The sequence below is a fragment of the Pseudomonas sp. B3G-3 genome (assembly GCF_028640915.1).
GTDB classification, from domain to species: domain Bacteria; phylum Pseudomonadota; class Gammaproteobacteria; order Pseudomonadales; family Pseudomonadaceae; genus Aquipseudomonas; species Aquipseudomonas chlororaphis_I.
On record NZ_JAQZAB010000134.1, the window covers coordinates 65,199 to 90,069 of the forward strand.

The 24,871-nt window shown below is 63.5% G+C and carries 20 protein-coding genes and 2 pseudogenes; 8 read left to right on the forward strand and 14 right to left on the reverse strand.

Going from position 1 to position 24,871, the window contains the following annotated elements; translation table 11 throughout:
- Positions 1-36 precede the first annotated feature (36 nt).
- From PVZ80_RS31775 to PVZ80_RS31795, 5 genes and pseudogenes are all read right to left on the reverse strand, one after another.
- Entirely contained in the window at positions 37-1,062 is a 1,026-nt protein-coding gene (locus PVZ80_RS31775) for an AAA family ATPase (protein ID WP_273865007.1), read from the reverse strand.
- The gene (locus PVZ80_RS31780) at positions 1,059-2,222 is read right to left on the reverse strand and encodes a DUF4350 domain-containing protein (protein ID WP_273865008.1); all 1,164 of its coding nucleotides are present in this window, start codon (positions 2,220-2,222) and stop codon (positions 1,059-1,061) included. The genes PVZ80_RS31775 and PVZ80_RS31780 overlap by 4 nt, the downstream gene beginning before the upstream one ends.
- A pseudogene (locus PVZ80_RS31785) lies at positions 2,219-3,757 on the reverse strand (DUF4129 domain-containing protein). The gene PVZ80_RS31780 and the pseudogene PVZ80_RS31785 overlap by 4 nt, the downstream one beginning before the upstream one ends.
- On the reverse strand, positions 3,744-4,721 hold the full coding sequence (locus PVZ80_RS31790; RefSeq protein ID WP_273865009.1) for a stage II sporulation protein M: 978 nt from the start codon (positions 4,719-4,721) through the stop codon (positions 3,744-3,746). The pseudogene PVZ80_RS31785 and the gene PVZ80_RS31790 overlap by 14 nt, the downstream one beginning before the upstream one ends.
- A complete protein-coding gene (locus PVZ80_RS31795) occupies positions 4,718-5,440 on the reverse strand; it encodes an RDD family protein (RefSeq protein WP_009050491.1) in 723 nt (240 codons plus the stop codon). Before PVZ80_RS31795 ends, PVZ80_RS31790 begins: the two co-directional genes overlap by 4 nt.
- 182 nt (positions 5,441-5,622) lie before the next feature.
- Between PVZ80_RS31795 and sbcB the strand changes: the two genes are divergently transcribed.
- Positions 5,623-7,053 carry an exodeoxyribonuclease I gene (gene sbcB / locus PVZ80_RS31800; protein ID WP_124314277.1) on the forward strand — a complete coding sequence of 477 codons (1,431 nt, stop codon included), beginning with the start codon at positions 5,623-5,625 and terminating at the stop codon, positions 7,051-7,053.
- Between the two features lie 104 nt (positions 7,054-7,157).
- Here the strand turns inward: sbcB and mvaT are convergent, their stop codons facing one another.
- Positions 7,158-7,532, reverse strand: coding sequence for a histone-like nucleoid-structuring protein MvaT (mvaT, locus tag PVZ80_RS31805; protein ID WP_007931174.1), 375 nt, complete (start codon positions 7,530-7,532; stop codon positions 7,158-7,160).
- 338 nt (positions 7,533-7,870) lie between these two features.
- Here mvaT and purU point away from each other — a divergent pair, with 338 nt between their 5' ends.
- Positions 7,871-8,719 (forward strand): formyltetrahydrofolate deformylase, encoded by an 849-nt coding sequence (gene purU / locus PVZ80_RS31810; RefSeq protein WP_007931173.1) that lies wholly within the window; start codon positions 7,871-7,873, stop codon positions 8,717-8,719.
- A 109-nt stretch (positions 8,720-8,828) separates the two neighbouring features.
- Positions 8,829-9,011, forward strand: a complete 183-nt coding sequence (locus PVZ80_RS31815; protein WP_016703378.1) for a hypothetical protein — start codon at positions 8,829-8,831, stop codon at positions 9,009-9,011.
- Here PVZ80_RS31815 and PVZ80_RS31820 read toward each other — a convergent pair.
- The 5 genes and pseudogenes from PVZ80_RS31820 to PVZ80_RS34140 form a co-directional block, all read right to left on the reverse strand.
- Positions 8,998-9,993, reverse strand: coding sequence for a lysylphosphatidylglycerol synthase transmembrane domain-containing protein (locus tag PVZ80_RS31820; RefSeq protein ID WP_038634698.1), 996 nt, complete (start codon positions 9,991-9,993; stop codon positions 8,998-9,000). The two genes, PVZ80_RS31815 and PVZ80_RS31820, sit on opposite strands and share 14 nt — an antisense overlap.
- Positions 9,990-10,766 (reverse strand): DUF2334 domain-containing protein, encoded by a 777-nt coding sequence (locus PVZ80_RS31825; protein ID WP_028683246.1) that lies wholly within the window; start codon positions 10,764-10,766, stop codon positions 9,990-9,992. Before PVZ80_RS31825 ends, PVZ80_RS31820 begins: the two co-directional genes overlap by 4 nt.
- Positions 10,759-11,880: a glycosyltransferase family 4 protein gene (locus PVZ80_RS31830; protein WP_110177439.1), complete on the reverse strand. Its 1,122-nt coding sequence runs from the start codon at positions 11,878-11,880 to the stop codon at positions 10,759-10,761. Before PVZ80_RS31830 ends, PVZ80_RS31825 begins: the two co-directional genes overlap by 8 nt.
- Positions 11,881-12,049: 169 nt before the next feature.
- Entirely contained in the window at positions 12,050-12,814 is a 765-nt protein-coding gene (locus tag PVZ80_RS34135; RefSeq protein WP_371920946.1) for a methyl-accepting chemotaxis protein, read from the reverse strand.
- A 93-nt stretch (positions 12,815-12,907) separates the two neighbouring features.
- Positions 12,908-13,939 (reverse strand): annotated as a pseudogene (locus tag PVZ80_RS34140) (HAMP domain-containing protein); the annotation flags it as partial.
- 180 nt (positions 13,940-14,119) lie between these two features.
- Here PVZ80_RS34140 and PVZ80_RS31840 point away from each other — a divergent pair.
- Positions 14,120-15,607, forward strand: coding sequence for a helicase HerA-like domain-containing protein (locus tag PVZ80_RS31840; RefSeq protein WP_009050484.1), 1,488 nt, complete (start codon positions 14,120-14,122; stop codon positions 15,605-15,607).
- A 15-nt stretch (positions 15,608-15,622) separates the two neighbouring features.
- Here PVZ80_RS31840 and PVZ80_RS31845 read toward each other — a convergent pair whose 3' ends face one another.
- Positions 15,623-16,078 (reverse strand): DUF721 domain-containing protein, encoded by a 456-nt coding sequence (locus PVZ80_RS31845; RefSeq protein WP_009050483.1) that lies wholly within the window; start codon positions 16,076-16,078, stop codon positions 15,623-15,625.
- Positions 16,079-16,384: 306 nt separating this feature from the next.
- Between PVZ80_RS31845 and secA the strand changes: the two genes are divergently transcribed.
- From secA to PVZ80_RS31865, 4 genes are all read left to right on the forward strand, one after another.
- Positions 16,385-19,126, forward strand: a complete 2,742-nt coding sequence (gene secA / locus PVZ80_RS31850; protein ID WP_009050482.1) for a preprotein translocase subunit SecA — start codon at positions 16,385-16,387, stop codon at positions 19,124-19,126.
- 123 nt (positions 19,127-19,249) lie between these two features.
- Positions 19,250-20,467 carry a bifunctional glutamate N-acetyltransferase/amino-acid acetyltransferase ArgJ gene (gene argJ, locus PVZ80_RS31855; RefSeq protein ID WP_016703382.1) on the forward strand — a complete coding sequence of 406 codons (1,218 nt, stop codon included), beginning with the start codon at positions 19,250-19,252 and terminating at the stop codon, positions 20,465-20,467.
- A gap of 104 nt (positions 20,468-20,571) precedes the next feature.
- Positions 20,572-21,204, forward strand: coding sequence for a glutathione S-transferase (locus tag PVZ80_RS31860; RefSeq protein WP_028683242.1), 633 nt, complete (start codon positions 20,572-20,574; stop codon positions 21,202-21,204).
- Positions 21,201-22,139 (forward strand): Nudix family hydrolase, encoded by a 939-nt coding sequence (locus PVZ80_RS31865; RefSeq protein ID WP_159299118.1) that lies wholly within the window; start codon positions 21,201-21,203, stop codon positions 22,137-22,139. The genes PVZ80_RS31860 and PVZ80_RS31865 overlap by 4 nt, the downstream gene beginning before the upstream one ends.
- Before the next feature lie 79 nt (positions 22,140-22,218).
- On the opposite strand, the gene PVZ80_RS31870 is transcribed toward PVZ80_RS31865, so the two are convergent.
- Both PVZ80_RS31870 and PVZ80_RS31875 read right to left on the reverse strand, forming a co-directional pair.
- Positions 22,219-22,797 carry a cob(I)yrinic acid a,c-diamide adenosyltransferase gene (locus PVZ80_RS31870; RefSeq protein WP_009050478.1) on the reverse strand — a complete coding sequence of 193 codons (579 nt, stop codon included), beginning with the start codon at positions 22,795-22,797 and terminating at the stop codon, positions 22,219-22,221.
- Positions 22,798-22,799: 2 nt separating this feature from the next.
- Positions 22,800-24,836 (reverse strand): sensor histidine kinase, encoded by a 2,037-nt coding sequence (locus PVZ80_RS31875; RefSeq protein WP_159299117.1) that lies wholly within the window; start codon positions 24,834-24,836, stop codon positions 22,800-22,802.
- Positions 24,837-24,871: the final 35 nt, after the last annotated feature.

Consider the following 24,871-nt stretch of genomic DNA (forward strand, 5'->3'; position numbering starts at 1 on the left):
TGAAGCTCATAGTCATGAAACTCAAGGTCACAAAGCTCACAGTCGCGGTGCCGGCACTTGATCGAGCAGTTGCTTGAGCACCTGCTCCACCGACAGGCCTTCGATATCCAGCTCCGGGGCGATCCGCACGCGATGGCGCAGCACCGCCAGGGCGCAGCCCTTGATGTCATCCGGAATGACGAACTCGCCGCCGCGCAGCAAAGCCCTGGCCCGCGCCCCGCGGACCAGGGCGATCGACGCGCGCGGCCCGGCGCCGAGGGTCAACCCCGGCCAGCTGCGGGTGGCCCGGGCCAGCCGCACGGCGTAGTCGAGGACCTGCTCGTCCAGCGGCAGGTCGCTGGCGATCCGCTGCAGGGCCAGCACGTCCTTGGCCTGCAGCAGGGTACGCAGCGGCTGCACGTCGAGCATGTCGGCCCGGGGCGAGCGGGTGACCTGGCGGACCATGTTCAATTCCTCGTCGCTGTCCGGGTAATCCATGCGCAGCTTGAGCATGAAACGGTCGAGTTCGGACTCCGGCAGCGGGTAGGTGCCTTCCTGTTCGATCGGGTTCTGCGTGGCCAGGACCATGAAGGGCTGGGCGATGGGCAGGGCCCGGCCTTCGAGGGTGACCTGGCGTTCCTGCATGGCTTCGAGCAGGGCGGCCTGGGTTTTGGCCGGCGCGCGGTTGATCTCGTCGGCCAGCAGCAGGTTGGTGAACAAGGGGCCCTTGCGCAGCTTGAACTGCTCGGTCTGCAGGTCGTAGACCGCATGGCCGGTGACATCGCTGGGCATCAGGTCCGGGGTGAACTGGATGCGCGCGAACTCGCCGCCAAAGCAACGGGCCAGGGCGCGCACCAGCAAGGTCTTGCCCAGCCCGGGCACGCCTTCGAGCAGCACATGGCCACCGGCGATCAGGGCGGTAAGCACGTCGTCGATCACCGCGTCCTGGCCGATCACGACCTTTTGCAGCTCGTGGCGCAGGGCCTGGGCCAACTGGCTGGCGCGCTGGCGTTGCTGGACGGCATGCGCTTGCGCATGACCGGGCTCGGTGGCGGGAAGCGGTTCGGCGGGGAGGTCGCTCATAGGGCATTCCTGAGAGTTTGCAGGTGGGTGACCAGGCGGCTGAAGTCGGCGCTGGAAAGGCGTTGTGTCGGCTGGGGAGCCAGGGCCTGGCTGATGACGCTGTCCGGTTGCCGGGTGAGGCGGGCCAGTACCTGCCCTTGTTCGGCGGCGGTGAGTCGTTCGAAACCGGGATGCCGATGCTGGGCGCGGCGCAGGATGTCCTGGCGCAGGGCGTGCAGCAGTCCTTGCTGGCCGGTATGGCGCAGCAGGAAGTGGGCGCTGGCTTGCAGGTGCTCGCGCAACTGGCGCCGGGCCCTGGGGGCCGGGGCCTGCATCGGCCCGTGACGAACCCCGACATGCCACAGCCACAGGCCGAGCAGCGCCGCCAGGGCGACCAATGCCTGGGGGAAATACTTCAGCAGCAGGCTCCAGAGGCTGTCGTGATCGGTGTCGAACAGCAGGGTGACGTCGCTGTCGGCGCTCAGGTACCAGAGCAGCCAGGCGTTGTCGTACTTGGCGATGAGTGGGGTCTTCCAGATCTCGGCATCGGTGAGCACGGTAACCGAACCCTGGCCGTAGCTCAGTTGCATCATGTGGGTCGCCCGGGCGCTGTTGGCCCAGGACTGGGCGAGGTTGTCCGGGTCTTCCAGGTGGAAGTCGGTATTGAAACCGATGTAGGCCGGCGCGTCTTCGTCTTCCAGGTAGAGCTTGGTCAGTTTCGGGTAAGGCTCTTTGCCGGCGCCGGGCGGCGGGGCTTTGAGGTCCTTGCTGAGAAACTGGCGCAGGTGCAGGCGATCGAGCAGCAGGTCGCCGCTGCGTCCGGCCTCTTTATTCCACAGTGCTTCGGCGACGAACAGCAGGCGCCCGCCGGCCCGGGCCCAGTCCAGCAGGTGCTCGACCTGCTGCGGCGTCATGTTCGAGCGCTCGCCCAGCAGCAACAGGCTGTGCTGTTCCGGCTTGAGGGTCGGCAGCACCTCCAGGCCGTTGGCGTGGTGGACCTGCAAGCCGCGCTGGCGCAGGAACATTTCCGCCGCCAGGTAAGGGTTGGCGCGGGCTTGCGGGGAGGGGCCGTGATCGATGGTTTCCTGATAGGGCCGGGCGTTGAGGTAGAGGTACAGCAGCAAGCCGCCGAGCAGGCCGGCGATCAGCAGCGCGAGCAGCGGTAGCAGGCGCCGGTTCATCGTGGGGCTCCCGGGCCGAACAGGGTCCGCCAGCCATCGCACAGTTCCTGCCTCAACTGCGCGGGAGGCAGGCGATGACCGTAGGCCAGGTTCTGCCAGTGCAGGGTCAGGCTGCTGCTGAACGCCTGGAGCTGGGGCAACTGCAAGGCCTTGACCTGTTCGAGGACCTGGCCCTCGGTGTCCGCCGGTTTCAGCGGCAGGCGAAAGTCATGCAGCAGCCGGCTCAGCAGCGCGCGGTACAACAGCCCGAGGGCTTCGCGTGGCTGCTGTGGCCAGAGCGCTTCGGCTGCGCTGGCGACATCCTCGGGCAAGGCGTCGGGGTTGAGGTCCAGGCCGAACAACTGTTGCGGAGCGGCGCGCGCAGGGATCTTGCCAGGCAGCGCTCGACGGCCGACAAAGGCCCGCAACCACTCGCGATGACGCCACACCAGCAAGGCCAGCGCTCCCAGCAGCAGGGCCCAGAGCAGGATCTCCAGGGCCTTGGCCGCGGCGCCGAAGACGCTGCTGTCGAGCCGATCGATCAGGGCCTTGAGCCAGCCCGGCAGCTCGGATTGTTCAGCGCTTTTCGGGCTGTCTTCGGCGAACCGGTAACGGGTCACGGTCTGCGGGTTCTTGAAGGGCGGCTGGTCGAGGATCTGGTCGATGCTGTCTTTCGCGGCCTGGCTGGTCAGCGGTTGCTCCAGCAGGCGCGGGCTGTCGGGGGTGGCGAGCGGCTCGGCGGCCCAGGCCTCGGGCGCCAGGGGCAGCAGGCTCAGGCTGCCCAGGACCAGCAGCACGGCGACGCCGCTCAAGCGCTGGCGCAGGCGGCGCAGCACCAACTCGATGTCCCAGGCTTCCAGCAGCGTGCGGCGATTGAGGTAGAGGCTGAAGCCGCAGGCGACGTACACCGGCTCCCAGACAATCAGGATCAGCGCATAAAAGGCGTTGGTCAGGTGTTCGAGCCAGAGCCAGTCCTGCTCGGCGGCGGCGATCAACGTCTGCCAGTCCCAGTCCAGCTCGATCTGCTGCGGCAGCAGCAGATAGAACAGCGCCAGCAGGCCGATCCACAAAACACCTTCCAGGTGCACGCCGATCAGGGTCAGCCAGTGCGCGGCCCCGGCATAATGCTGTTGCAGCACCCGCACCCGTTGCTGGCGCGCCTCGCCGCTCAGGCCCTCGAGCTGCACCACGGGCATGATGAAGCTGCGGCTCAGGCTCAGGCGCCGCCAGGTCAGGCTGGCCAGCAGTTGCGGCTTGAGCAGCCTGGGCCATTGGCGCAGGGCCTGGCGCAAGGTCGGGGTTTCGCCGAACAGGGCCTTGGCGAGGATGTACAGCGGCAGCCGTTCGAAGGCCGGCTTGAGTCACCAGAACAGCAGCAGGGCGAGGGTGGGCGAGTCCCAGAGCAGCAGGCTGAGCAGGGCGAATACCGGCAGGGTGATCAGCGCCCAGCTGGTCATCAGCAGGCGCCGGTGGCGCTGGCTCAGCAGCACGCCCAGGTCCATGGCTTCCCAGGTGGTGCGCGGGCGAATCACCACGCTGGCTTCACTCAGGCGCATGACGGCGTCCAGCGAATATCAGGTAGGCCAGGACCAGCAGCCAGCAGGTGCCGCCGACCAGGTATTTGATCCAGAGCGCCGGCCAGGTCAGGGAGGACCAATAGGCTTCGATGAACGCGGCGATCAGCAGGAACAGGATGACCCCGCAGATCAACCGCACGCTGGTGCGCGCGGCCAGCAGCAAGGCTTCGCCGCGGGGCAGGCGCCCGGGGGCGATCAGCGACCAGCCCATTTTCAGCCCCGCCGCGCCGGCCAGGGCGATGGCGCTGAGCTCGAAGGCGCTGTGGCCGACGACAAACGACCAGAAGGTGGCGCCATAGCCGATCTGGGTCAGGTGGCCGGCCACTGCGCCGATGGTCAGGCCGTTGAAGAACAGGAAGAACAGGCTCCCCAGGCCGAACAGCAGGCCGCTGGCAAAGGTCTGAAAGGCGATGCCGATGTTGTTCATGATGTAGTAGCCGAACATCATCCAGTCTTCGCCGGCGGCCCGGTTGGCGAGGCGGCCCAGGCGACTGGCGTCCGGATCGTAGAGGCGTTGCATTTCGGCCACCTGTTGCGGGCTGACCACGCTGTAGATCAGTTCGGGCACCAGGTACACCAGCAGGCCGATACCCAGCAGGCTGCCAAAGAACACCAGGCTGGCGGCCAGGACGAAGCGCCACTGTTCGCGCACCAGTTGCGGGAAACCGGCCAGGATGAAGCCCAGGACCCGGGCGCCCAGCGGGCTGCGTTGGCGATAGAGCTGCTGATGGCCACGTAGCGCCAACTGCTGCAGCGGGTCGACCAGGAAACTGCTGTAGCCGCGCTCCTGGGCCAGGGCCAGGTGCTGGCACAGGCGCCGGTAATCCTCGGGGAAACGGGCGCTGGTCTCGGGCGTCGCCTGGCCGCGTTCCAGTTGCTCGAGCTGTTCGCGCAAGCGCTGCCACAAGGCTTGATGACGGCTTTCGAACAGGCTCTGTTTCATGTCGGCCCCAGCAGCCCGCGGGCGATACCGTTGAGTTCGGCGCTGGCCTGCGCCGGCGTTACATGCAGGGGCTCGGCGAGCAGGGCGGCCAGTTCCTGGACCCGCTGCGCGGACAGTTGCTCCTGGCGTTCGGCGAAGCTGAGGATAGCCCGCTGTTCGGCCAGGCTCAGGGCGAAGGCGGCGGTTTTGGCGGGCACGGCCGGCAAGGTCGGGCGGACCACCGGCTGCTCGCGATAGATCACCAGCGTGCCGGCGGCCAGGTCACCGAGGCGCTTGAAGGTCGGGTGCTGCAAACAGCTGATGGCGCCGAGGAAATAACCGAACGGCAGCATGTCGACAAAACGCAGCAGGTTGCGGGTCAGGGAAGGGCCCCAGCCGATCGGCGTGCCATCGTCCTGCACGACCCGCAGGCCCATCAGTTGCTTGCCGGGCGAGCGGCCCTGGTTCAACACCTCGAACAGCACCATGTACCACCAACTGACCAGAAACAGCAGGATCGAGCCCAGCCCCATGCCGAGCTGTCCGAGAAACCCCAGGACAATAAACAGCACGCCGAGGATCAGGCCGCGAAAGCCCAGGTCGATGGCAAAGGCCAGGGCGCGCGACATCAGCCCCGCCGGCCGCAGCGGCAGGTCGATGCCTTCTGGCGTTTCGACCTGGTAGCGAGTGTCCAGTGGCGGGGGCAATGCTTTCCCTGGCAGTGCTGTCGTCTCGAGCATAGGCAACGTGAGGCTGGCCTGGTGGCGATGAATGACCGCCTGATGCTAGCAGTGTCGGAGGGGCGAACGACATCATTAACTGTCCCGCGTGACGTGCGCCGTTACCCTTGAATCGCAAGAAGGCTGGCCGCGGCCGGTGCCAAGCGCCTAGACTTTGCCGGTCTTTTGCTCAGGAACAGCCCGTGACTTCCATCTTCTGGTACGACTACGAAACCACCGGCATCAACCCGCGCAGCGATCGGCCGTTGCAGGTGGCAGGGATTCGCACCGACTTCGAACTCAACGAGATCGGCGAGCCGGTCAATCTCTATTGTCAGCCCAGCGACGACATCCTGCCCCATCCGGCGGCCTGCATGATCACCGGCATTACCCCGGGCCGGCTGGCCGAGCAGGGGCTGAGCGAAGCCGATTTCATGACCCGGGTGCACGCCCAGCTGGCGGCGCCGGGCACCTGTGGCGCCGGCTATAACACTCTGCGCTTCGACGATGAGATGACCCGCTACAGCCTGTACCGGAATTTCTTCGACCCTTATGCCCGCGAGTGGCAAGGCGGCAACAGCCGCTGGGACCTGATCGATGTGGTGCGCACCGCCTATGCTTTGCGCCCGGAAGGAATCGTCTGGCCACGGGACGAGGAAGGGCGGGTGACCCTGAAGCTGGAGCGCCTGACCGCCGCCAATGGCATCGATCACGGGCATGCCCACGAAGCGCTGTCCGATGTGCGCGCCACCATTGCCTTGGCCAAGTTGATTCGCGACAAACAGCCGAAGTTGTATGAATGGCTGTTCCAGTTGCGCAGCAAACAGAAGGTCATGGACCAGATCCGCCTGCTGCAACCGCTGGTGCATATTTCCGGACGCTTTTCCGCGGCGCGCAGTTATGTCGGCGTGGTCCTGCCGCTGGCCTGGCACCCGCGCAATCGCAACGCCCTGATTGTCTGCGACCTGCACCTGGACCCGCAGGGATTGCTCGACCTGGACGCCGAGACGCTGCGCCAGCGCCTGTATACCCGCCGCGAAGACCTGGCCGAAGGCGAGCTGCCGGTGCCGTTGAAGCTGATCCATATCAACCGCTGTCCGGTCGTCGCGCCGCTGAATGTATTGCGCGGCGAAGACCAGCAGCGCTTGCAACTGGACATGGCGGAATATAAGGCCCGGGCGCTGCGGCTAAGTGACGCACAAGAAGTTTGGCGGGATAAACTTGCGGCGATTTATGCCAGCGAGGATTTTGCTCCCAGCCTCGATCCCGAGCAGCAGTTGTACGACGGTTTTATCGGTGATCGCGACCGACGCTTATGCGAACAAGTGCGCAATGCCGAGCCGGTTCATTTAGGGCAAGAGCAATGGCCGTTCGATGATGAACGTTTGCCGGAATTATTATTTCGTTATCGCGCCCGTAACTTTCCTGACACCTTGAACGGGGAGGAGCAAGAGCGCTGGAAAACATTCTGTCAGCAGCGTCTGTGCGACCCGCAGTGGGGAGCGCCCAATACCCTGGAAAGTTTCAATCAGGCGGCTGCCGAACTACTGGCGAGTGCTACATCGATTCAGCGTCAGGTGCTGGATGAATGGCAGGATTACAGCCGGTCGCTGGCCCTGCGCTTCGGCCTTTGATTGTTCGGCTTAGAACATTTCGGGTATTTGCCGGAAATAAAAAAACGCCAGCAAGCTGGCGTTTTTTCATAAGGTCGCAAATCCCTCTGTGACGGGCGTACGGCTTAACCCAGCAGGGTTGCCCAGCCTTCGACCACGTCGCCGCCCCACTTGGCTTTCCACTCTTTCAGGGTTTTGTGGTTGCCACCCTTGGTTTCGATGACTTCACCGTTGTGCGGGTTCTTGTATTGTTTGACCTTGCGCGCGCGCTTGGTGCCGGTAGTTTTGGCGGCAACACGTGGCGCCTTAACTTTCGAGTCCGGATCCAGCAGCGCGATGATGTCGCGCAGGGACTTGGAGTATTCACCCATCAGGGCGCGCAGTTTGCCTTCGAATTCCAGCTCGGCTTGCAGTTTGTCGTCTTGCGACAGGTTCTTCAAACGGGCTTGCAGCTCTTTGATAGCTTCTTCTGTGGCGCGGTATTCGTTGATCAGGGACATGAGAATTGCCTTATGTTGAGTGCTGAGTGGCAGGTGATAATGGCGTAATAATAGTCAGGCAGTTTGCCCAAGTAAACAATAAAGCCGGCTTTTATTTAATTTGATTAGAGTGTTTAGCAAAGAAGCTGAGTGATGAGTTAAATGTTGTGAGCGAGTCCGCAGGAATATTTCCCAAAGAGTTATGGGACTATTTCCAAGTGTGACTGATTTCCCGCTCGCATCGGGCATGAGCCCTACAGGTGGCTCAGAGGAATCGGATTCCGACATCACGAATACTGCAGTTTTGTCGCGCAATCGCTAGAATGGCGGCCTTTGCGAAGTTCTGGAGTTTCCCCCTCATGCGCACTTTTCGGTTGGTGATTTCTTGCCCGGACCGCGTTGGCATCGTTGCCAAAGTCAGTAACTTTCTGGCGTCCCACAACGGCTGGATCACCGAAGCCAGTCACCACTCGGATGACCTGAGCGGCTGGTTCTTCATGCGTCACGAAATACGTGCCGACTCTTTGCCGTTCGGCCTTGAAGCCTTCCGTGAAGCCTTCGCACCGATTGCCGAAGAATTCTCGATGGACTGGCGTATCACCGATACCGCGCAAAAGAAGCGCGTGGTGTTGATGGCCAGCCGCGAGTCCCATTGCCTGGCTGACCTGCTGCATCGCTGGCACAGCGACGAACTCGACTGCGAAATCTCCTGTGTGATTTCCAACCACGACGACTTGCGCAGCATGGTCGAGTGGCATGGCATTCCTTATTACCACGTACCGGTCAACCCGCAGGACAAGGAGCCGGCGTTCGCCGAGGTCTCGCGCCTGGTCAAGCAGCACGACGCCGAAGTGGTGGTGCTGGCGCGCTACATGCAAATCCTGCCGCCGGAACTGTGCAGCGAATACGCGCACAAGGTGATCAACATCCACCACAGCTTCCTGCCGTCGTTCGTCGGCGCCAAGCCTTACCACCAGGCTTCCCTGCGTGGTGTGAAGCTGATCGGCGCGACCTGCCACTACGTGACCGAAGAGCTGGACGCCGGCCCGATCATCGAGCAGGACGTGGTCCGTGTCAGCCACAGCGACAGCATCGAAGACATGGTGCGTTTCGGCCGTGACGTCGAGAAGATGGTCCTGGCCCGCGGCCTGCGCTACCACCTGGAAGACCGCGTGCTGGTGCACGGCAACAAGACTGTAGTGTTCTAATCGAGAGTATTCTGATCGAGAGTGCTCTGATCAAAAAATGCTCTGATCGAATTCGCCGGGCCCGGGCATCCAAGCTCCAGGCCCGGCGATTTTTGATGAGGATCGGCCGATGAGTGATCCACTGGATAAAGCCACATCCAAGGCACCCGCCACCCTCGGCGAGGGCTGCCTGAGTCGCTACGACCCGGACGACATGAGCGCCGAGGACGGTACCGAGTTTCCCGGCGCCGCCGAGTTGTGGCAGCAGTTGCAGCAGGATGCCCCGGACACAGACCCGCCTAAGCCTGCTTGAGCTTCATCAGGGTGCGCAGCAAGGGGCGCCCGACCATCAGCAGGAATACCGGCCCGCCGGCCAGCAGATAGAAATAATAGGTAACGGCCCGCCAGATCAGGATGGCCGCGGCCGCCGTCGTTTTCCCCACCATGGGCGCCAGCAGCGCCGCCGATGTCAGCTCCGCCGCTCCCGCGCCGCCGGGCAGCAGGCTGAATTGCCCTGCGCTCAGGGCGAGCATCTGGATCAGAAAGGTCCAGGCCCATTGCAGGTCCACCCCCAGCCCGCGCAACGCCAGGTACAGCACGCTGTAGCGCAGCGCCCAATGCAGGCAGGTCAGGGCAAAGACTCCTGTCAGGGTCTGCCAGGGCAGTTTCAGGCTGTCGCCGAAGGCCTTGAGGAAGTGCAGCCACTTGCGCGCCAGGCGTCGACGGGTAGCGGGGCGAACCTTGAAGGGCGCCAGTAGATGGCCGCTGAGCAGGATCAGGCGACGGTGGTAGCGGGCTATCGCCAGGCAGATGCATAACCCGCCGAACAGCGAAAGGCTGCTGAGGATCAGCAGCCATTCCAGGCGCTGGCTGAGGTTCTGGAACAGCGCGTAGAACAGGATCCCCAGCAGCGCGCAGAGGAAAAACAGCAGGTCGCTCAACTGATCCATGGCAAACACCGCGCTGCCGCGGGCCGGGCGCACACCATTGCGCGCCAGCAGGGCCATCAGCGTCAGGGGGCCGCCACTGCCGCCGGGCGTGGCGCAGATGGCGAACTCGGTGGACATCACCACCGCGAGGCTCTTCCAGCGTCCCAGCTGGCCGCGGTGTCGGCCCAGCAGCAGGCTCAGGCGCAGCGAATTGATGACCCAGCACAGCAGGATCATGCTCAGCATGCCGAGCAGCAACGGCAGGGAAAAACGCTGGACCCGCCCCCACAGTTCGCCGCCGCCCAGCAGCAGCGGCACCAGGATCGCCACCAGCAAGGCCATGGCCAGCCAGATCGCCCGGCTCATGGGGTACCGCGCGCCCTTGGCGGCTGGGTGTCGAGCCAGTCGGCCTTGGTCAGCGGCTTTCGTCCTTGTTCCAGCAGGCGCTCGAGGGTGTCCAGCCAGTACTGGCGCGAGTCGGGGTAACGCATGTCCACCGGGTGCAGGCCGAGGCGAATCACCGGTGCCTGCCGCCAGCGTCGTTCACGTTGCAGGCTGACCAGCCGGGAGGCTTTTCGGCGCCAGGCGCTGCGGGCACTCCACACCAGGCCGGGGGCGGCGATCGGCGAGAAGTCCGGCAGCCGGTACAGCTGTTGCGGGCCGCTGGTGTAGCGCAGAGGCAGTTGGCGCAGGGCCTGGCGTGTGCCCGGGCTCATCAGCCAGGCGGGGGCGACAAACCCCTGCAGGGGCCAGTTATAGCGCTGGAACAGTTCCAGGCCAGCATGCAGGCGTGCCAGGGCAGCATTTTCCGAGAGGCTGTAGAACTCGCCCTCATGGGTGTACACGCGGCGCATGAACCCGTCATACGGGGTACGCGGTGGCGGACCCTCATCGCAATGGAAGTAACCGTGCAGCACCAGTTCGTCGCCCCGTTCCAGGCGCGCGCTGAGCAGCCGGCGAAACCCGGGGTGAGCATCGAGCGGGTTGTGTCGGTGAAAATCCGGTACCACCAGCCAGGTCATCGGCACGTTGCCCATGGCGTCGACGGCTTCGACGAAGGGTTGGTAGTCGATCCAGGTCTGTGGCGCGACATCGTGCAAGACCAGCAGCACGCTGGGCACACCGGCGGACTCAACCATGGGCCAGCATCGGCTGCTGGGTGCCGAGTACGGCGCGGTAGTGCTCCAGCAGGCTGGCGACCACCGTATCCCAGGCGTAGTAGCGTTCGACATGGCGGCGCGCCCGTTGGCCTCGCTCGGCACAGCCTTGGGCGAACAATTCCTGTACGGCCTGGGCCATCGCCAGCGGATTGTTTGGCGCGCACAGCAGGCCACCTTCCGCGGTGACGATTTCCTGAAAGGCCCCGGCGGCCACCGCGACCACGGGAATGCCACTGGCCATGGCTTCCAGGATCACCAGGCCAAAGGTTTCCTGATCCCCGGCATGTACCAGGGCGTCGGCGCTGGCCATCAGGCGGGCGACCTGAGGGGCCGGGCAGAACTGGTCGATCACCGTGACATTCTCCGGCACCGCGGTCGGCATGGCCGAGCCCACCAGCAGCAGGTGGTAGCGCTTGTCCAGGCGCTGCATACAGTTGAGCAGCACCGGCAGGTTCTTTTCCTTGGAGCCACGGCCGGCAAAGATCAGCAGGCGGCTGTCTTCGGCAATCCCCAGTGCGGCGCGCAGGCCAGGGTCGCGGTGGCTCGGGTGGAAGGTCTGCAGGTCCACGCCCAGGGGTTGCACATAGACGTTGCGCACGCCCAGGCCGATCAGTTTGTCGGCCATGACCTGGCTGGGGGCCAGGACCCGGTCGAAATTGCCGTACAGCTTGCGCACATAGGCCTCGACATTCGGGGTGAACCAGGGGCCCATGCGGTTGCTGACCAGCAGCGGCAGGTCCGAGTGATAAAAGCCGATCACAGGTACATCCAGCTGGCGGCGGGCATCCAGGGCCGCCCAGGCGGTGAGGTAGGGGTCGCCGACTTCGATCAGGTCCGGTTGCAGGTCATGGAGCACATTGCGCCAGGGCCCCAGGCGCAGGGGAAAACGGTAGCCCTTGCCAAAGGGCAGGGCGGGAGCGGGGACTTTATAGATGCCGTCGCGTTCGCTGAAGTGAGCCCCGGGGATCAGCAAACTGTGGCGGATTCCTGGTTGGCGTCCCAGGCGACGATGCTTGGCGTCCAGATAAGTGCGCACGCCACCGCTGGCAGGGGCGTAGAACATGGTTATGTCAGCGATATGCACGATGATCATCCCTCCGATCCGGTGTTCTCCTTAGGGTTGACCCTTATCAAGGATAGATGTTCGGTCGGGATGCCGTGGCGGTTGGCGACGCGTCTGGATGAACGGCTTGCTGTGGATCCAGGGGCGATTGTTGCCAGCCGATGCCTGGGTTTTGCCCAGGCATCGGCTGGCGGAAGGGTCAGATACGGAAGCTGCCGACCAGTTGCTTCAGGCGGGCGGCCTGCTGCTCGAGGTCGGAACAGGCACGCAGGGTCGACTGCAGGTTTTCCACCCCTTCCTGGTTCAGGGTGTTGATTTCGGTGATGTCCATGTTGATCGACTCCACCACCGAGGTCTGTTCCTCGGTCGCGGTGGCGACCGACTGGTTCATGCCGTCGATCTCGCCAATGCGCTGGGTCACGCTGTTCAGGCGTTCGCCGGCCTGGTTGGCGATCTCCACGCTGTCCTGGCTGTGGCGCTGGCTGTTGCTCATGGTGCTGACCGACTCGCGGGCACCAACCTGCAGCTCCTCGATCATGGTCTGCACCTGTTGCGCCGATTCCTGGGTGCGATGGGCCAGGTTGCGCACTTCATCGGCGACCACGGCGAAACCGCGTCCGGCCTCGCCCGCCCGCGCCGCTTCGATGGCGGCGTTGAGGGCCAGCAAGTTGGTCTGCTGGGAGATGCTGGTGATGACTTCGAGGATCTGCCCGATGTTCACCGTCTTGCTGTTGAGGGTTTCGATGTTGCTGCTGGAGGCGCTGATCATGTCCGACAGCTGGTTCATCGCCAGGATGCTGCGATCCACCACCTGCTGGCCGTCCTCGGCCAGGCTGCGCGCATCGCTGGCCTGCTGCGAAGCCTGGGCGGCGTTGCGGGCGATTTCCTGGGCGGCGGCGCCGAGCTGATTGATCGCCGCGGCCACGCTGTTGGTGCGGCTGGCCTGCTCGTCGGAGTTGAGCATCGACGAATTGGAGGCGCTGACCACCCGCAGGGCGACTTCGTTGACGTGCTCGGTGGCCGACGACACTTCGCGGATCGAACCGTGGATGCGCTCCACGAAGCGGTTGAACGCGGTGCCGAGGATGCCGAATTCATCCTGGTTCTGGATGGTCAGGCGACGGGTCAGGTCGCCTTCGCCGTCGGCGATGTCCTGCATGGCGCGGGTCATGACGTGCAGGGGCTGCATCAGCACCCGGATCAGCATGCCCAGCAGGGCGATGATGATGGCCACGGCGATGATAGTGGCAATGATGGCGGAGGCGCGGAACTCGCTGAGCATCGAGAACGCCTTGTCCTTGTCCACGGACAGGCCGATGTACCAATTCACCGACGGCAGGCCCTTGATCGGGGTGAAGGTGACGATGCGGGTCTTGCCCTCGACTTCGATTTCGCTGAAGTCGCCACTGATGCGTGGGGTGTTCTGCGGATAGGCCTCGCTCAGGCTCTTCATCACCAGCGCCTTGTCCGGGTGCACCAGGATCTTGCCGTCGGCGCTGACCAGGAAGGCATAGCCCATGCCGTCGAAATCCAGGGCATTGAGGGTTTCGACCAGGGTCTGCAGGCTCAGGTCGCCACCCACCACGCCGATGCTCTGCCCGGCATGACGCGAGGCGGTGGCGACGGAAATGATCAGCTGGCCGGTGGCGGCATCTATATAGGGTTCGGTGAGGGTCGAGCCGCTGCTGCTTTCGGCGCCCTTGTACCAGGGGCGAACCCGGGGATCGAAACCGTCGGGCATCTTCGCATCCGGGCGGATGGTGAAGCTGCCGCTGGCATCGCCCAGGTAGGAGGCCATGAAGGTCGAGGTCAAGGCCTTCTGTTCGAGCAGGCTGGCGACCTTGGTCGATTGCGGGTCGATTGCCAGGTTCTGCGCCAGGTTTTCGATCAACAGGATGCGCCCGGTGAGCCAGGTCTGGATGTTGCTCGCGGTCACATCGCCCATTTCATGCAGGTAATTGTCCAGGTCTTCGCGGATCGCGTTGCGCTGTAAATAATCGTTGTACAGCGTAAAGGAGGCGAAGGCGGCAATAACGATGAGGGCGGCGGCAAGCAGGATTTTATGGCTGAAGCGCAGGTTTTTGTTCATGGCTTGTGGTGTCCGCTAGGTCTTAATGTCACGAGCGTGCTCTTATAAAAGCGCGCAAAATGGGCGGGGTTGAAAGTAAGTTGATATTTCCACCTCTCCTTGGGGAATTATCTGGCCTATTTTTCAGTCTTTTCTGATCTATCGGCCGGTCAAGGCTAAAGATTAACCATGGGTGACAAAATGCCGGATTCATCGCAACTCGTTATCGGTGCCGATCTCGCGGGGCAACCGATTGCCCAGGCCATGCGCCTGGCAAATCGTCACGGGCTGGTGGCAGGCGCTACCGGGACAGGGAAAACCGTCACCTTGCAACGGCTGGCAGAAACTTTCAGCGATGCCGGTGTCGCGGTGTTCGCCGCGGACATCAAGGGTGACCTGTGTGGCCTGGGCGCCGCGGGCAATCCCCAGGGCAAGGTTGCCGAACGTATTGCCGGGATGCCGTGGCTGAACCACAAGCCCCAGGCTTATCCGGTCACGTTGTGGGACATTCACGGGCAGTCCGGGCACCCGCTGCGGACCACCCTGAGCGAAATGGGCCCGCTGCTGCTGGGCAGCCTGCTGGAACTGACCGACAGCCAGCAATCGGCGTTGTATGCGGCATTCAAGGTGGCTGACCGCGAAGGCCTGTTGCTGCTCGACCTGAAAGACCTCAAGGCGTTGCTCAACCACCTCAAGGACAACCCGCAGCTGCTGGGGGATGACGCGGCGCTGATGACCACCGGCTCCAGCCAGGCCCTGTTGCGGCGGCTGGCCACCCTGGAGCAGCAGGGCGCCGAAGCCCTGTTCGGCGAGCCGGCCCTGCAACTGGAAGACATCCTGCAGCCGGCCAGTGACGGGCGCGGGCGGATTCACCTGCTCGACGCCAGCCGCCTGGTGCACGAGGCGCCCAAGGTCTATGCGACCTTCCTGTTGTGGCTGCTGGCCGAGCTGTTCGAGCAACTGCCGGAGCGCGGCGATGCGGAAAAGCCGCTGCTGGCGCTGTTTTTCGACGAAGCCCACCTGTTGTTCGCCGGCACGCCCAAGGCGTTGCAGGAGCGGCTGGAGCAGGTGGTACGGCTGATTCGCTCCAAAGGCGTGGGCGTGTACTTCGTCACCCAGTCGCCAGGCGACTTGCCGGACGACGTGCTGGCGCAACTGGGGCTGCGCGTCCAGCACGGCTTGCGGGCATTCACCGCCAAGGAACAGAAATCCTTGCGCGCCGTGGCGGACGGCTTCCGGCCGAACCCGGCGTTCGATGCCCTGTCGGTGCTCACCGAGCTGGGGATTGGCGAGGCGCTGGTCGGTACCCTGCAGGAAAAAGGTACGCCGGAGATGGTCCAGCGAGTGCTGGTGGCACCGCCGCAGTCGCGCATCGGGCCGTTGACCGAGGCCGAGCGTGCGGCGCTGATCAACAGTTCGCCGTTGGTCGGCCGTTATGACAAGCCGGTCGACCGCGAGTCGGCCTATGAAGTGCTGATGGGACGCAAGGGCCTGGCACCGGAGGCCGAGGTTGCGCCAGGCAAACCGGCCGCCGAGGAGCCGAGCTTTACCGATCGGGCTGGCGAGTTCCTCGGTACCGCCGCCGGTCAGGCCCTGAAGTCCGCCATGCGCCAGGCCGCCAATCAATTGGGGCGGCAGCTGGTGCGTGGGCTGATGGGGTCTCTGCTGGGTGGCAGCAAGCGCCGCTGATCGGCGGTTGGCCAGTTACGTCCGTGATTTGGCGTGGCTGGCCAGGCGCTCCAGGGCGGCGCGCAGGTTGGGATCGGTGATGCCGTCGGCAGTGGCCTGAATGGTCTCGGCGGCGTTGCTCGACAGGTCCATGGTGTGCCCGGTCGCACCGCGTTGCACGGTGGGAGGCTGCACTTTGAACAGGATTCGCGTCAGATTGTTGAACTCATTGAACTCCAAAAGCTGACGTTGCAGGCGTTTTTGCTGATAACGCAGGCGCGTCGCCCAATGGCCGTCGGTGACGATCAGCAGCAGGCTGCCTTCGCGCCAGGAGGCAACATGGCAGTGCTCGCGCGCGGCCGGTTGCAACTGGCTTTCCAGCAGGCGCTGCAAGTGCGCCAGGCGCTGGGCGTGGCCGAGTATGGCTTTGAGAGGCTTGGCTTCGCGAAGGAGTACGGCGGGTGCTCTGGCCGTAAGAGGGCGAAATGCCATGATCAGACACCTGAAGTTACAGAGCCGCCATGGTAGCAGAAAGCGCCGGCCTGACCTCGTTCATCGCTGCGACGAGGCTTTATCCATTAAATCAATGGTTAACTTCGTACTCGTCCGGGTTGAAACTGGCGCAAAAGGCCTTATTGTAAGTGGGCCCCGTCACAGCGCTGTACCAGCATCGTGGAATAACGCCACTTTCCTCACCATCGTTTCCGGGTAGAATACTCGTTCGCATGCGGCCATGAGGGCTGCACGGGCGACTCACGGGGCCGCCCTCCATCCCTATGTGTGGAAGATCCTGCCGATATGTTTGCGCCTTTGTTAAAGAAACTTTTTGGAAGCAAGAACGAGCGTGAAGTCAAACGCATGCTCAAGACGGTACAGATCGTCAATGCCTTCGAAGAGCAAATGGTGGCCCTTTCGGACGATCAGTTGCGCGCCAAGACTGCAGAGTTCAAGGCCCGCATAGCCAAAGGTGAATCCCTCGACAAACTGCTTCCCGAAGCCTTTGCGGTCGCCCGCGAAGCCGGCAAGCGGGTCATGGGTATGCGCCACTTCGACGTACAGTTGATCGGCGGCATGACCTTGCATGAAGGCAAGATCGCCGAAATGCGTACCGGTGAAGGCAAGACCCTGGTGGCAACACTGGGCGTTTACCTCAACGCGCTGTCCGGCAAGGGCGTGCACGTGGTTACGGTGAACGACTATCTGGCCCGCCGCGACGCCAACTGGATGCGCCCGCTCTATGAATTCCTCGGCCTGACGGTCGGCGTGGTCACGCCGTTCCAGCCGCCGGAAGAGAAGCGCGCCGCCTACGCCGCCGACATCACCTACGGCACCAACAACGAATTCGGTTTCGACTACCTGCGCGACAACATGGCTTTCAGCATGGAAGACAAGTTCCAGCGCGAGCTCAATTTTGCCGTGATCGACGAAGTCGACTCGATCCTGATCGACGAGGCCCGTACCCCGCTGATCATCTCCGGCCAGGCCGAAGACAGCTCCAAGCTCTACACCGAGATCAACAAGCTGATCCCGCGCCTTGAGCAGCACATCGAGGAAGTGGAAGGCGAGGTCACCAAGGCCGGTCACTTCACCGTCGACGAGAAGACCCGCCAGGTCGAACTCAACGAAGCCGGTCACCAGTTCATCGAAGAGATGCTGACCCAGGTCGGCCTGCTGGCGGAAGGCGAGAGCCTGTACTCGGCGCACAACCTGGGCCTGCTGACCCACGTGTATGCCGGTCTGCGCGCACACAAGCTGTTCAACCGCAACGTCGAGTACATCGTCCAGGATGGCCAGGTGGTCCTGGTGGACGAGCACACCGGTCGTACCATGCCGGGCCGCCGTCTGTCCGAAGGCCTGCACCAGGCCATCGAAGCCAAGGAAAACCTCAACATCCAGGCCGAAAGCCAGACCCTGGCGTCGACCACCTTCCAGAACTACTTCCGTCTGTACACCAAGCTGTCCGGCATGACCGGTACCGCGGATACCGAAGCCTTCGAGTTCCATCAGATCTACGGTCTGCAGGTGATGGTCATCCCGCCGAACAAGCCGCTGGCGCGTAAAGACTACAACGACCTGGTGTTCCTGACCGCGGACGAGAAATACGCCGCGATCATCAACGACATCAAGGAATGCATGACCCAGGGCCGTCCGGTTCTGGTGGGCACCGCGACCATCGAAACTTCCGAGCACATGTCCAACCTGCTCCAGAAGGAAGGCATCGAGCACAAGGTCCTGAACGCCAAGTTCCACGAAAAAGAAGCGGAAATCATTGCCCAGGCCGGCCGTCCGGGCGCCCTGACCATCGCCACCAACATGGCCGGTCGCGGTACCGACATCCTGTTGGGCGGTAACTGGGAAGTCGAAGTCGCCTCCCTGGAAAACCCGACCCCCGAGCAGATTGCCCAGATCAAGGCCGACTGGCAGAAGCGTCACCAGCAGGTGCTGGAATCCGGCGGCCTGCAGGTGATCGCGTCCGAGCGTCACGAATCGCGCCGTATCGACAACCAGCTGCGTGGTCGCGCCGGTCGTCAGGGCGACGCCGGTTCCAGCCGTTTCTACCTGTCCCTGGAAGACAGCCTGATGCGCATCTTCGCCTCCGACCGGGTGAAGAACTTCATGAAGGCCCTGGGCATGCAGTCCGGCGAAGCGATCGAGCACCGCATGGTGACCAACGCGATCGAAAAGGCCCAGCGTAAGGTAGAAGGCCGCAACTTCGACATTCGCAAGCAACTGCTCGAGTTCGACGACGTCAACAACGAACAGCGTAAAGTGATCTATCACATGCGTAACACGTTGCTGGCCGCGGACAACATCGGCGAGACCATCTCCGACTTCCGCCAGGACGTGCTCAACGCCACCGTCAGCGCGCACATCCCTCCACAATCGCTGCCTGAGCAGTGGGACGTGGCCGGTCTGGAAGCGGCGTTGCAGAGCGACTTCGGTGTGACCCTGCCGATCCAGCAATGGCTCGACGAAGACGATCACCTGTACGAAGAAACCCTGCGCGAGAAACTGCTGAACGAGCTGGTGGCGGCGTACAACGAGAAAGAAGACCAGGCCGGTGCCGAAGCACTGCGCACCTTCGAGAAGCAAATCGTCCTGCGCGTCCTGGACGACCTGTGGAAAGACCACCTGTCGACCATGGATCACCTGCGTCACGGTATTCACCTGCGTGGTTATGCGCAGAAGAACCCGAAACAGGAATACAAGCGCGAGTCCTTCACCCTGTTCTCCGAACTGCTGGATTCCATCAAGCGCGACTCGATCCGCGTGCTGTCGCACGTTCAGGTTCGTCGCGAGGATCCGATCGAGGAAGAGGCGCGCCTGCGCCAGGAAGCCGAGGCACTGGCTCAGCGCATGCAGTTCGAGCACGCCGAAGCTCCGGGCCTTGAGCAGCCGGAAGCGCTGGAAGAGGGCGTCGATGTCGACGTGGCCCTGGCCTCCGCTCCGGTACGCAACGAGCAGAAACTGGGCCGCAACGAACTGTGCTACTGCGGTTCGGGCAAGAAGTACAAACACTGTCACGGTCAGATCAACTAAGATTTTCGCCAGACACTGAAATACCTGCGCCGCGACCGGCATCAGCCGTCGCGGCGTTTTTCCATTCGCCGCCCTGCCTTTCGCGATGGCAGTGCACACATCAGGTTAAAGAGGAGCGCATTCATGGCTGTTGGTCTTGGTCCTTTGCCAACGTTGCACCCGGTTGCCGGTTTTGAACTAGGTATCGCTTCGGCGGGCATCAAGCGCCCGGGGCGCAAGGATGTTGTGGTCATGCGCTGTGCCGAAGGTTCCACGGTGGCTGGTGTGTTCACCTTGAACGCGTTTTGCGCCGCCCCGGTGATCCTGGCCAAGCAGCGTGTGCAAGGCCCTGTGCGTTACCTGCTGACCAACACCGGCAACGCCAACGCCGGTACCGGCGAGCCAGGCCTGGCCGCCGCGACCCGCACCTGCGCCAAGCTGGCCGAGCTGACGGGCGTCGATGCCAGCGCCGTACTGCCGTATTCCACCGGGGTCATCGGCGAGCCACTGCCGGTCGAGAAGATCGAAGGCGCGCTGCAGGCTGCACTGGACGACCTGTCCGTGGACAACTGGGCCGCCGCGGCCACTGGCATCATGACCACCGACACTCTGCCCAAGGGGGCCAGCCGCCAGTTCCAGCACGACGGCGTGACCATCACTGTCACTGGTATCAGCAAGGGCGCGGGCATGATTCGCCCGAACATGGCGACTATGCTCGGCTACATCGCCACTGACGCCAAAGTCTCCCGTGAAGTGCTGCAGAACCTGCTGCTGGACGGCGCCAACAAGTCGTTCAACCGCATCACCATCGACGGCGATACTTCCACCAACGACTGCTGCATGCTGATCGCCACCGGCCAGGCAGCCCTGCCGGAAATCACCGAGGCCAGCGGCCCGCTGTTCGCCGCGCTGAAGCAGGCGGTATTCGAAGTGTGCATGGACGTGGCCCAGGCCATCGTGCGTGACGGCGAAGGGGCGACCAAGTTCGTCACGGTCGAAGTCAACGGCGGCGGCAATCACCAGGAGTGCCTGGATGTTGGCTACACCGTGGCCCATTCGCCGTTGATCAAGACCGCGCTGTTCGCGTCCGACCCGAACTGGGGGCGTATCCTGGCCGCTGTCGGTCGTGCCGGCGTGCCGGACCTGGATGTGAGCAAGATCGACGTTTTCCTCGGCGAAGTCTGTATCGCCAGCCGTGGCGCGCGCGCCGCCAGCTACACCGAAGCCCAGGGCGCGGCGGTGATGCAGCAGGAAGAAATCACCATCCGCATCGAGCTGGGACGCGGTGATTGCAGCGAAACCATCTGGACCACCGACCTGTCCCACGAGTACGTGAAAATCAACGCGGAATACCGTACCTGATACACCGCTACTCGCTTCTACATGGACGCGACGCATCACGTGTAGGAGCGAGCCTGCTCGCGATGGAGGCCCATGGCCTCCATCTCCTCTGAAAGGTGCCCGACATGAATCTTCACCTGATCATCGGCGACAAACTCTATTCCTCCTGGTCGCTGCGCGCCGCCCTGGCGCTTGAGCTGGCCGGCGCGACTTACACCGAAGAACTGATCAAGCTGAACCAGCCCGATACCCGCGAGCGGATTCTCAAGCATTCGCCGACCGGCAAAGTCCCGTTGCTGAAGACCGAACACGGCACCATCGCCGATTCCCTGGCGATTGCCGAATACCTGGTCGAGCGTTTCCCCGAAGCCGAGCTCTGGCCGCGCGATGTGGCCGCCCGTGCCCAGGCCCGCTCGGCCTGTGCGCAGATGCACAGCGGTTTCTTCGGCCTGCGCGGCAACCTGCCGTTCGACCTGAGCCGCGATGCTGCGCTGTCGCCCATGCCACCCGAAGCCCAGGCCGATATCGAGCGGATGCTGGCCTTGTGGGCCGAGTGTCGCGCGGCCGCGACCGAGCCAGGACCTTTCCTGTTTGGCCGGGTCAGCCTGGCGGACGCCTTTTTTGCGCCGATCGCCGTGCGCCTGCGCACCTATCGGGTGGCGCTGCCGGCTGTCGATGCAGCCTATGTTGAAACGATCTATCAATGGCCAGCCTTCAAGGCCTGGCAGAAAGCCGGTTTAGAGGAAGTAGTGCGGTGAAACGAGTACATGTGGCGGCGGCCGTTATCCGTGATGCCGACGGCAGGATCCTGATTGCCCGACGTGCCGATACCCAGCATCAGGGCGGCCTCTGGGAGTTTCCCGGCGGCAAGGTCGAAGCGGACGAGGCGGTGGAAGCGGCGCTGACCCGTGAACTGCAGGAAGAGCTGGGCATTCTGGTGTCCCGGGCGCGGCCATTGATCAAGGTGCAGCATGACTACCCGGACAAGCAGGTGTTGCTGGATGTCTGGGAAGTTTCCGCCTTTACCGGCGAGCCCCATGGCGCCGAGGGCCAGCCTTTGGCCTGGGTCACGGCCCGCGAGCTGGAGAACTACGAGTTCCCGGCGGCCAACCAGCCGATCGTGGCGGCAGCGCGCTTGCCAAGCGAATACCTGATCACCCCGGAAGGCCTGGAAACGCCGGCGCTGTTGCGGGGCATGCAGAAGGCCATTGCCGATGGCAGCAGGTTGATCCAGCTACGTGCGCCCAATGGCTACGACCCGCAATACCGCGACCTGGCGGTGGATGCGGTTGGCCTGTGCGCGGGCAAGGCGCAATTGATGCTCAAGGGGCCGTTCGAATGGCTGGGGGACTTCCCCTCGGCGGGCTGGCATATCACCTCGGCGCAGCTGCGCAAATATGCCAGCGCCGGGCGTCCCTTTGGCAAGGAGCGCTGGCTGGCGGCGTCCTGCCATGACGCTGAAGAGCTGTCCTTGGCGCAGCAGATGGATGTGGACTTCGTGACGCTGTCGCCGGTCCAGCCGACCCAGACCCACCCTGATGCGCAGCCGCTGGGTTGGGAGCAGGCCGCCCGACTGATCAGCGGTTTCAACAAACCGGTGTACCTGCTGGGCGGCGTCGGTCCGGACCAGCGCGAGCAGGCCTGGCAGGCCGGGGCGCAAGGGGTGGCGGGGATTCGCGCGTTCTGGCCCTGATGCCAGTCACCGGCCGGTTCGCTCCTGCATAAGCTGCAGGAGCGGGCTTGCTGGTGATCAGAGAGGGTAAAGGCGCCTGCTATTCGGGTTTCGCCGCCGCCTGCCAGAGAATCTCGGCGATCCCCTGGCGCTTGGCAATCAGGCGCGCCGCCACGAACAGCAAGTCGGACAGGCGATTGATGTAGGCCAGGCCGACCCCCTCCAGCGGTTCCACGGCATTCAAGTGCTGGCAACGTCGCTCGGTACTGCGCGCCAGGCTGCGGCAAACATGAGCCTGGGCGATCAAGGCCGAACCGCCCGGCAAAATGAAATTCTCCAGCGGCCCCAACTCTTCGTTCCAGGTATCGATAGCTGCTTCCAGGCGTTCGACTTCCGTGGCATTCAGTGCCTGATACACCGGCATGGCTAACTCACCACCCAGGTCGAAGAGGCGGTGCTGGCAGGGCGCCAGGACATCGATCAATTCCTGCAAACCCGGATGCTCGGTGCGCTGTTCAATCAGCCCGGCCAGGAGCAACCCGAGCTGGCTGTTCAGCGTATCGACTTCGCCGATGGCTTCGACCCGCGGATGGTCCTTGGGAACCCGGCGCCCGTCACCCAGCCCGGTTTCGCCTTTGTCGCCGGTGCGGGTGTAAATCTTCGACAAGCGAAAGCCCATGCTTACCTCTCCAGTGGGGGATGTTCCAGTGGTGGCGGCTGACTGCCCGCCAGTGGCAAACGCAAGGTGAAGCATGTGCCCTGGCCCTGCGTCGACTGCACTTCCATCTGGCCTTTGTGATTGTTGGTGATGATGAAGTACGAAACCGACAGCCCAAGGCCGGTGCCCTGGCCGATTTCCTTGGTGGTGAAGAACGGCTCGAAGGTCCGTTTGCGCACGTTTTCGCTCATGCCGATGCCGTTGTCCTCGACCTGGATTTCCGCCCAGGGCGGGTTCAGCCGAGTACGCAGGATAATGCGCCCGGGTTCGCTGTCGTCTACCCGCTGGTGAATGGCCTGGGCGGCGTTTTTCAGCAGGTTGAGCAGGACCTGTTCCAGTTCGTTGGCGGTACCGGGCACCGGCCCCAGTTGCGGGTCGAACTGGCGGATGATGGCCTGGCCCTTGAAGTCGAAGCCTATGGCCAGGTCGAAGTCGTTGCCGGCAATTTCCACGGCCTGGTCGATCAACGCCGGCAGGTCACAAGGCGCCATCTGCCGGTTGCTGCGCCGGCTGAAGCTGAGCATATGGGTCACGATCTTCGCCGCCCGGGCGCCGGCCTGCTGGATGCCGTCGAGCAGTTGCGGCACTTCGCGGCTCTGCAGGTAATGGTTGACGGTTTCCAGTTCGATGCCCAGCTGCTCGGCATGCTCCAGGTTCTTCGGCAGCTCGGGTGACAGGCGCCGACGAATGTTCTGCACGTTGTGCAGGATCGCTCCCAGCGGGTTGTTGATTTCATGGGCCATGCCGGCGGCCAACCCTCCCACGGAGAGCATTTTTTCCGACTGCACCATCATTTCTTCCAGGGACAGGCGCTGGGTGATGTCGTCGATCCGGATCACCACGCCGCGCCCGGCACCGCCCATCAGCGGGTAGAAGGTAAGGGCGTAATGCCGGGCCTCGTCGTCCTTGACCCAGGTGACCCGCTCGACCTTGGTGACCGTATGCTGCTCCACGGTTTCCTTGAGTTGCGGCAGGAACGGCTTGAGTGGTTCGAAGGCGAGGAAGATCGGCTGGTTCAGCGCTTCGTCCAGGCGCGTGCCTGAGAGGGCGCTGGCTTCCTGGTTCCATTGGGTGACATAGAGCTGCTCGTCCAGGGCGATCAGGGCCGAGGGCATCGAGTCGATGATGCTGTTGAGGTAGTTCTGGAAGCCGGTGAGTTTCTTTTCGATCTTGCTGCGCACCTGGACTTCCAGTTCCAGCTTGCGGTTGGTGTGGCGGGTTTCTTCGGCCAAACCCTGGGCCTGGTCATAGGCCGCCTGGGAATCGTCACGGGCGCGTTTGAGTTGCTGTTCTCGCGCTTCGATGCGCGACAGCATGGTGTTGAAGGCCTCGGCCAGGCTGCCGATTTCATCGTGGTTGCCGCGGGCGGCGCGCAGGGAATAGTTTTCCTCGCGTGTCACTTGTCGGGACAGTTCTTCCAGCTGGTGGATGGGTTGGGTGATCAGCCGCTTGATCTGCCGGGCAATGATCAACCACAGCAGCACACTGAAGATCAGGATACCCAGGCTCGCGGTCAGGGTGCCGGTGTAGAAGGCCATCGGCAGTTCACTGCTGGCCACCAGCAACAGGTGGCCGGGGGGCTGGCCGGCGCGGGGCAGGGTGATGATCTGGTTGCTGCGAAATTCGGTCAGTTGCCAGGCTTCGATATGCCGATAGCGCTCCGGCAGGCTCAGGCGTTCGCCATGTTGCAGTTGGGCCAGGCGCGTGCCTTTGCCGTCATAGATCGCTGCGGCGCGCAGGGGGGAGTAGCTGTTGAGTTCGTTGAGCAGCTTCTCGGCGTTTTGTGGCGAATCCAGCGCCTGCTCGGCCAGGGTCGGGTTGGACACCAGCCGGCCGATGGTCTGCAAGGCTTGCGGTGCCATGCTTTCCTGGGAGATCCAGTAGGCGGCGCTGATAAAGGTCAGGTTGGCGACCAGCAGTACGGTAATCAGCAGGACGAGCAAGGCGGCCAGCAGTTTTTGGCCGACCGGCAGGTTTTCAAGGCGCTGGCGCAATGGCATCGGGGACGTCGCTAGAGAGGAACACGTGGGCAGCG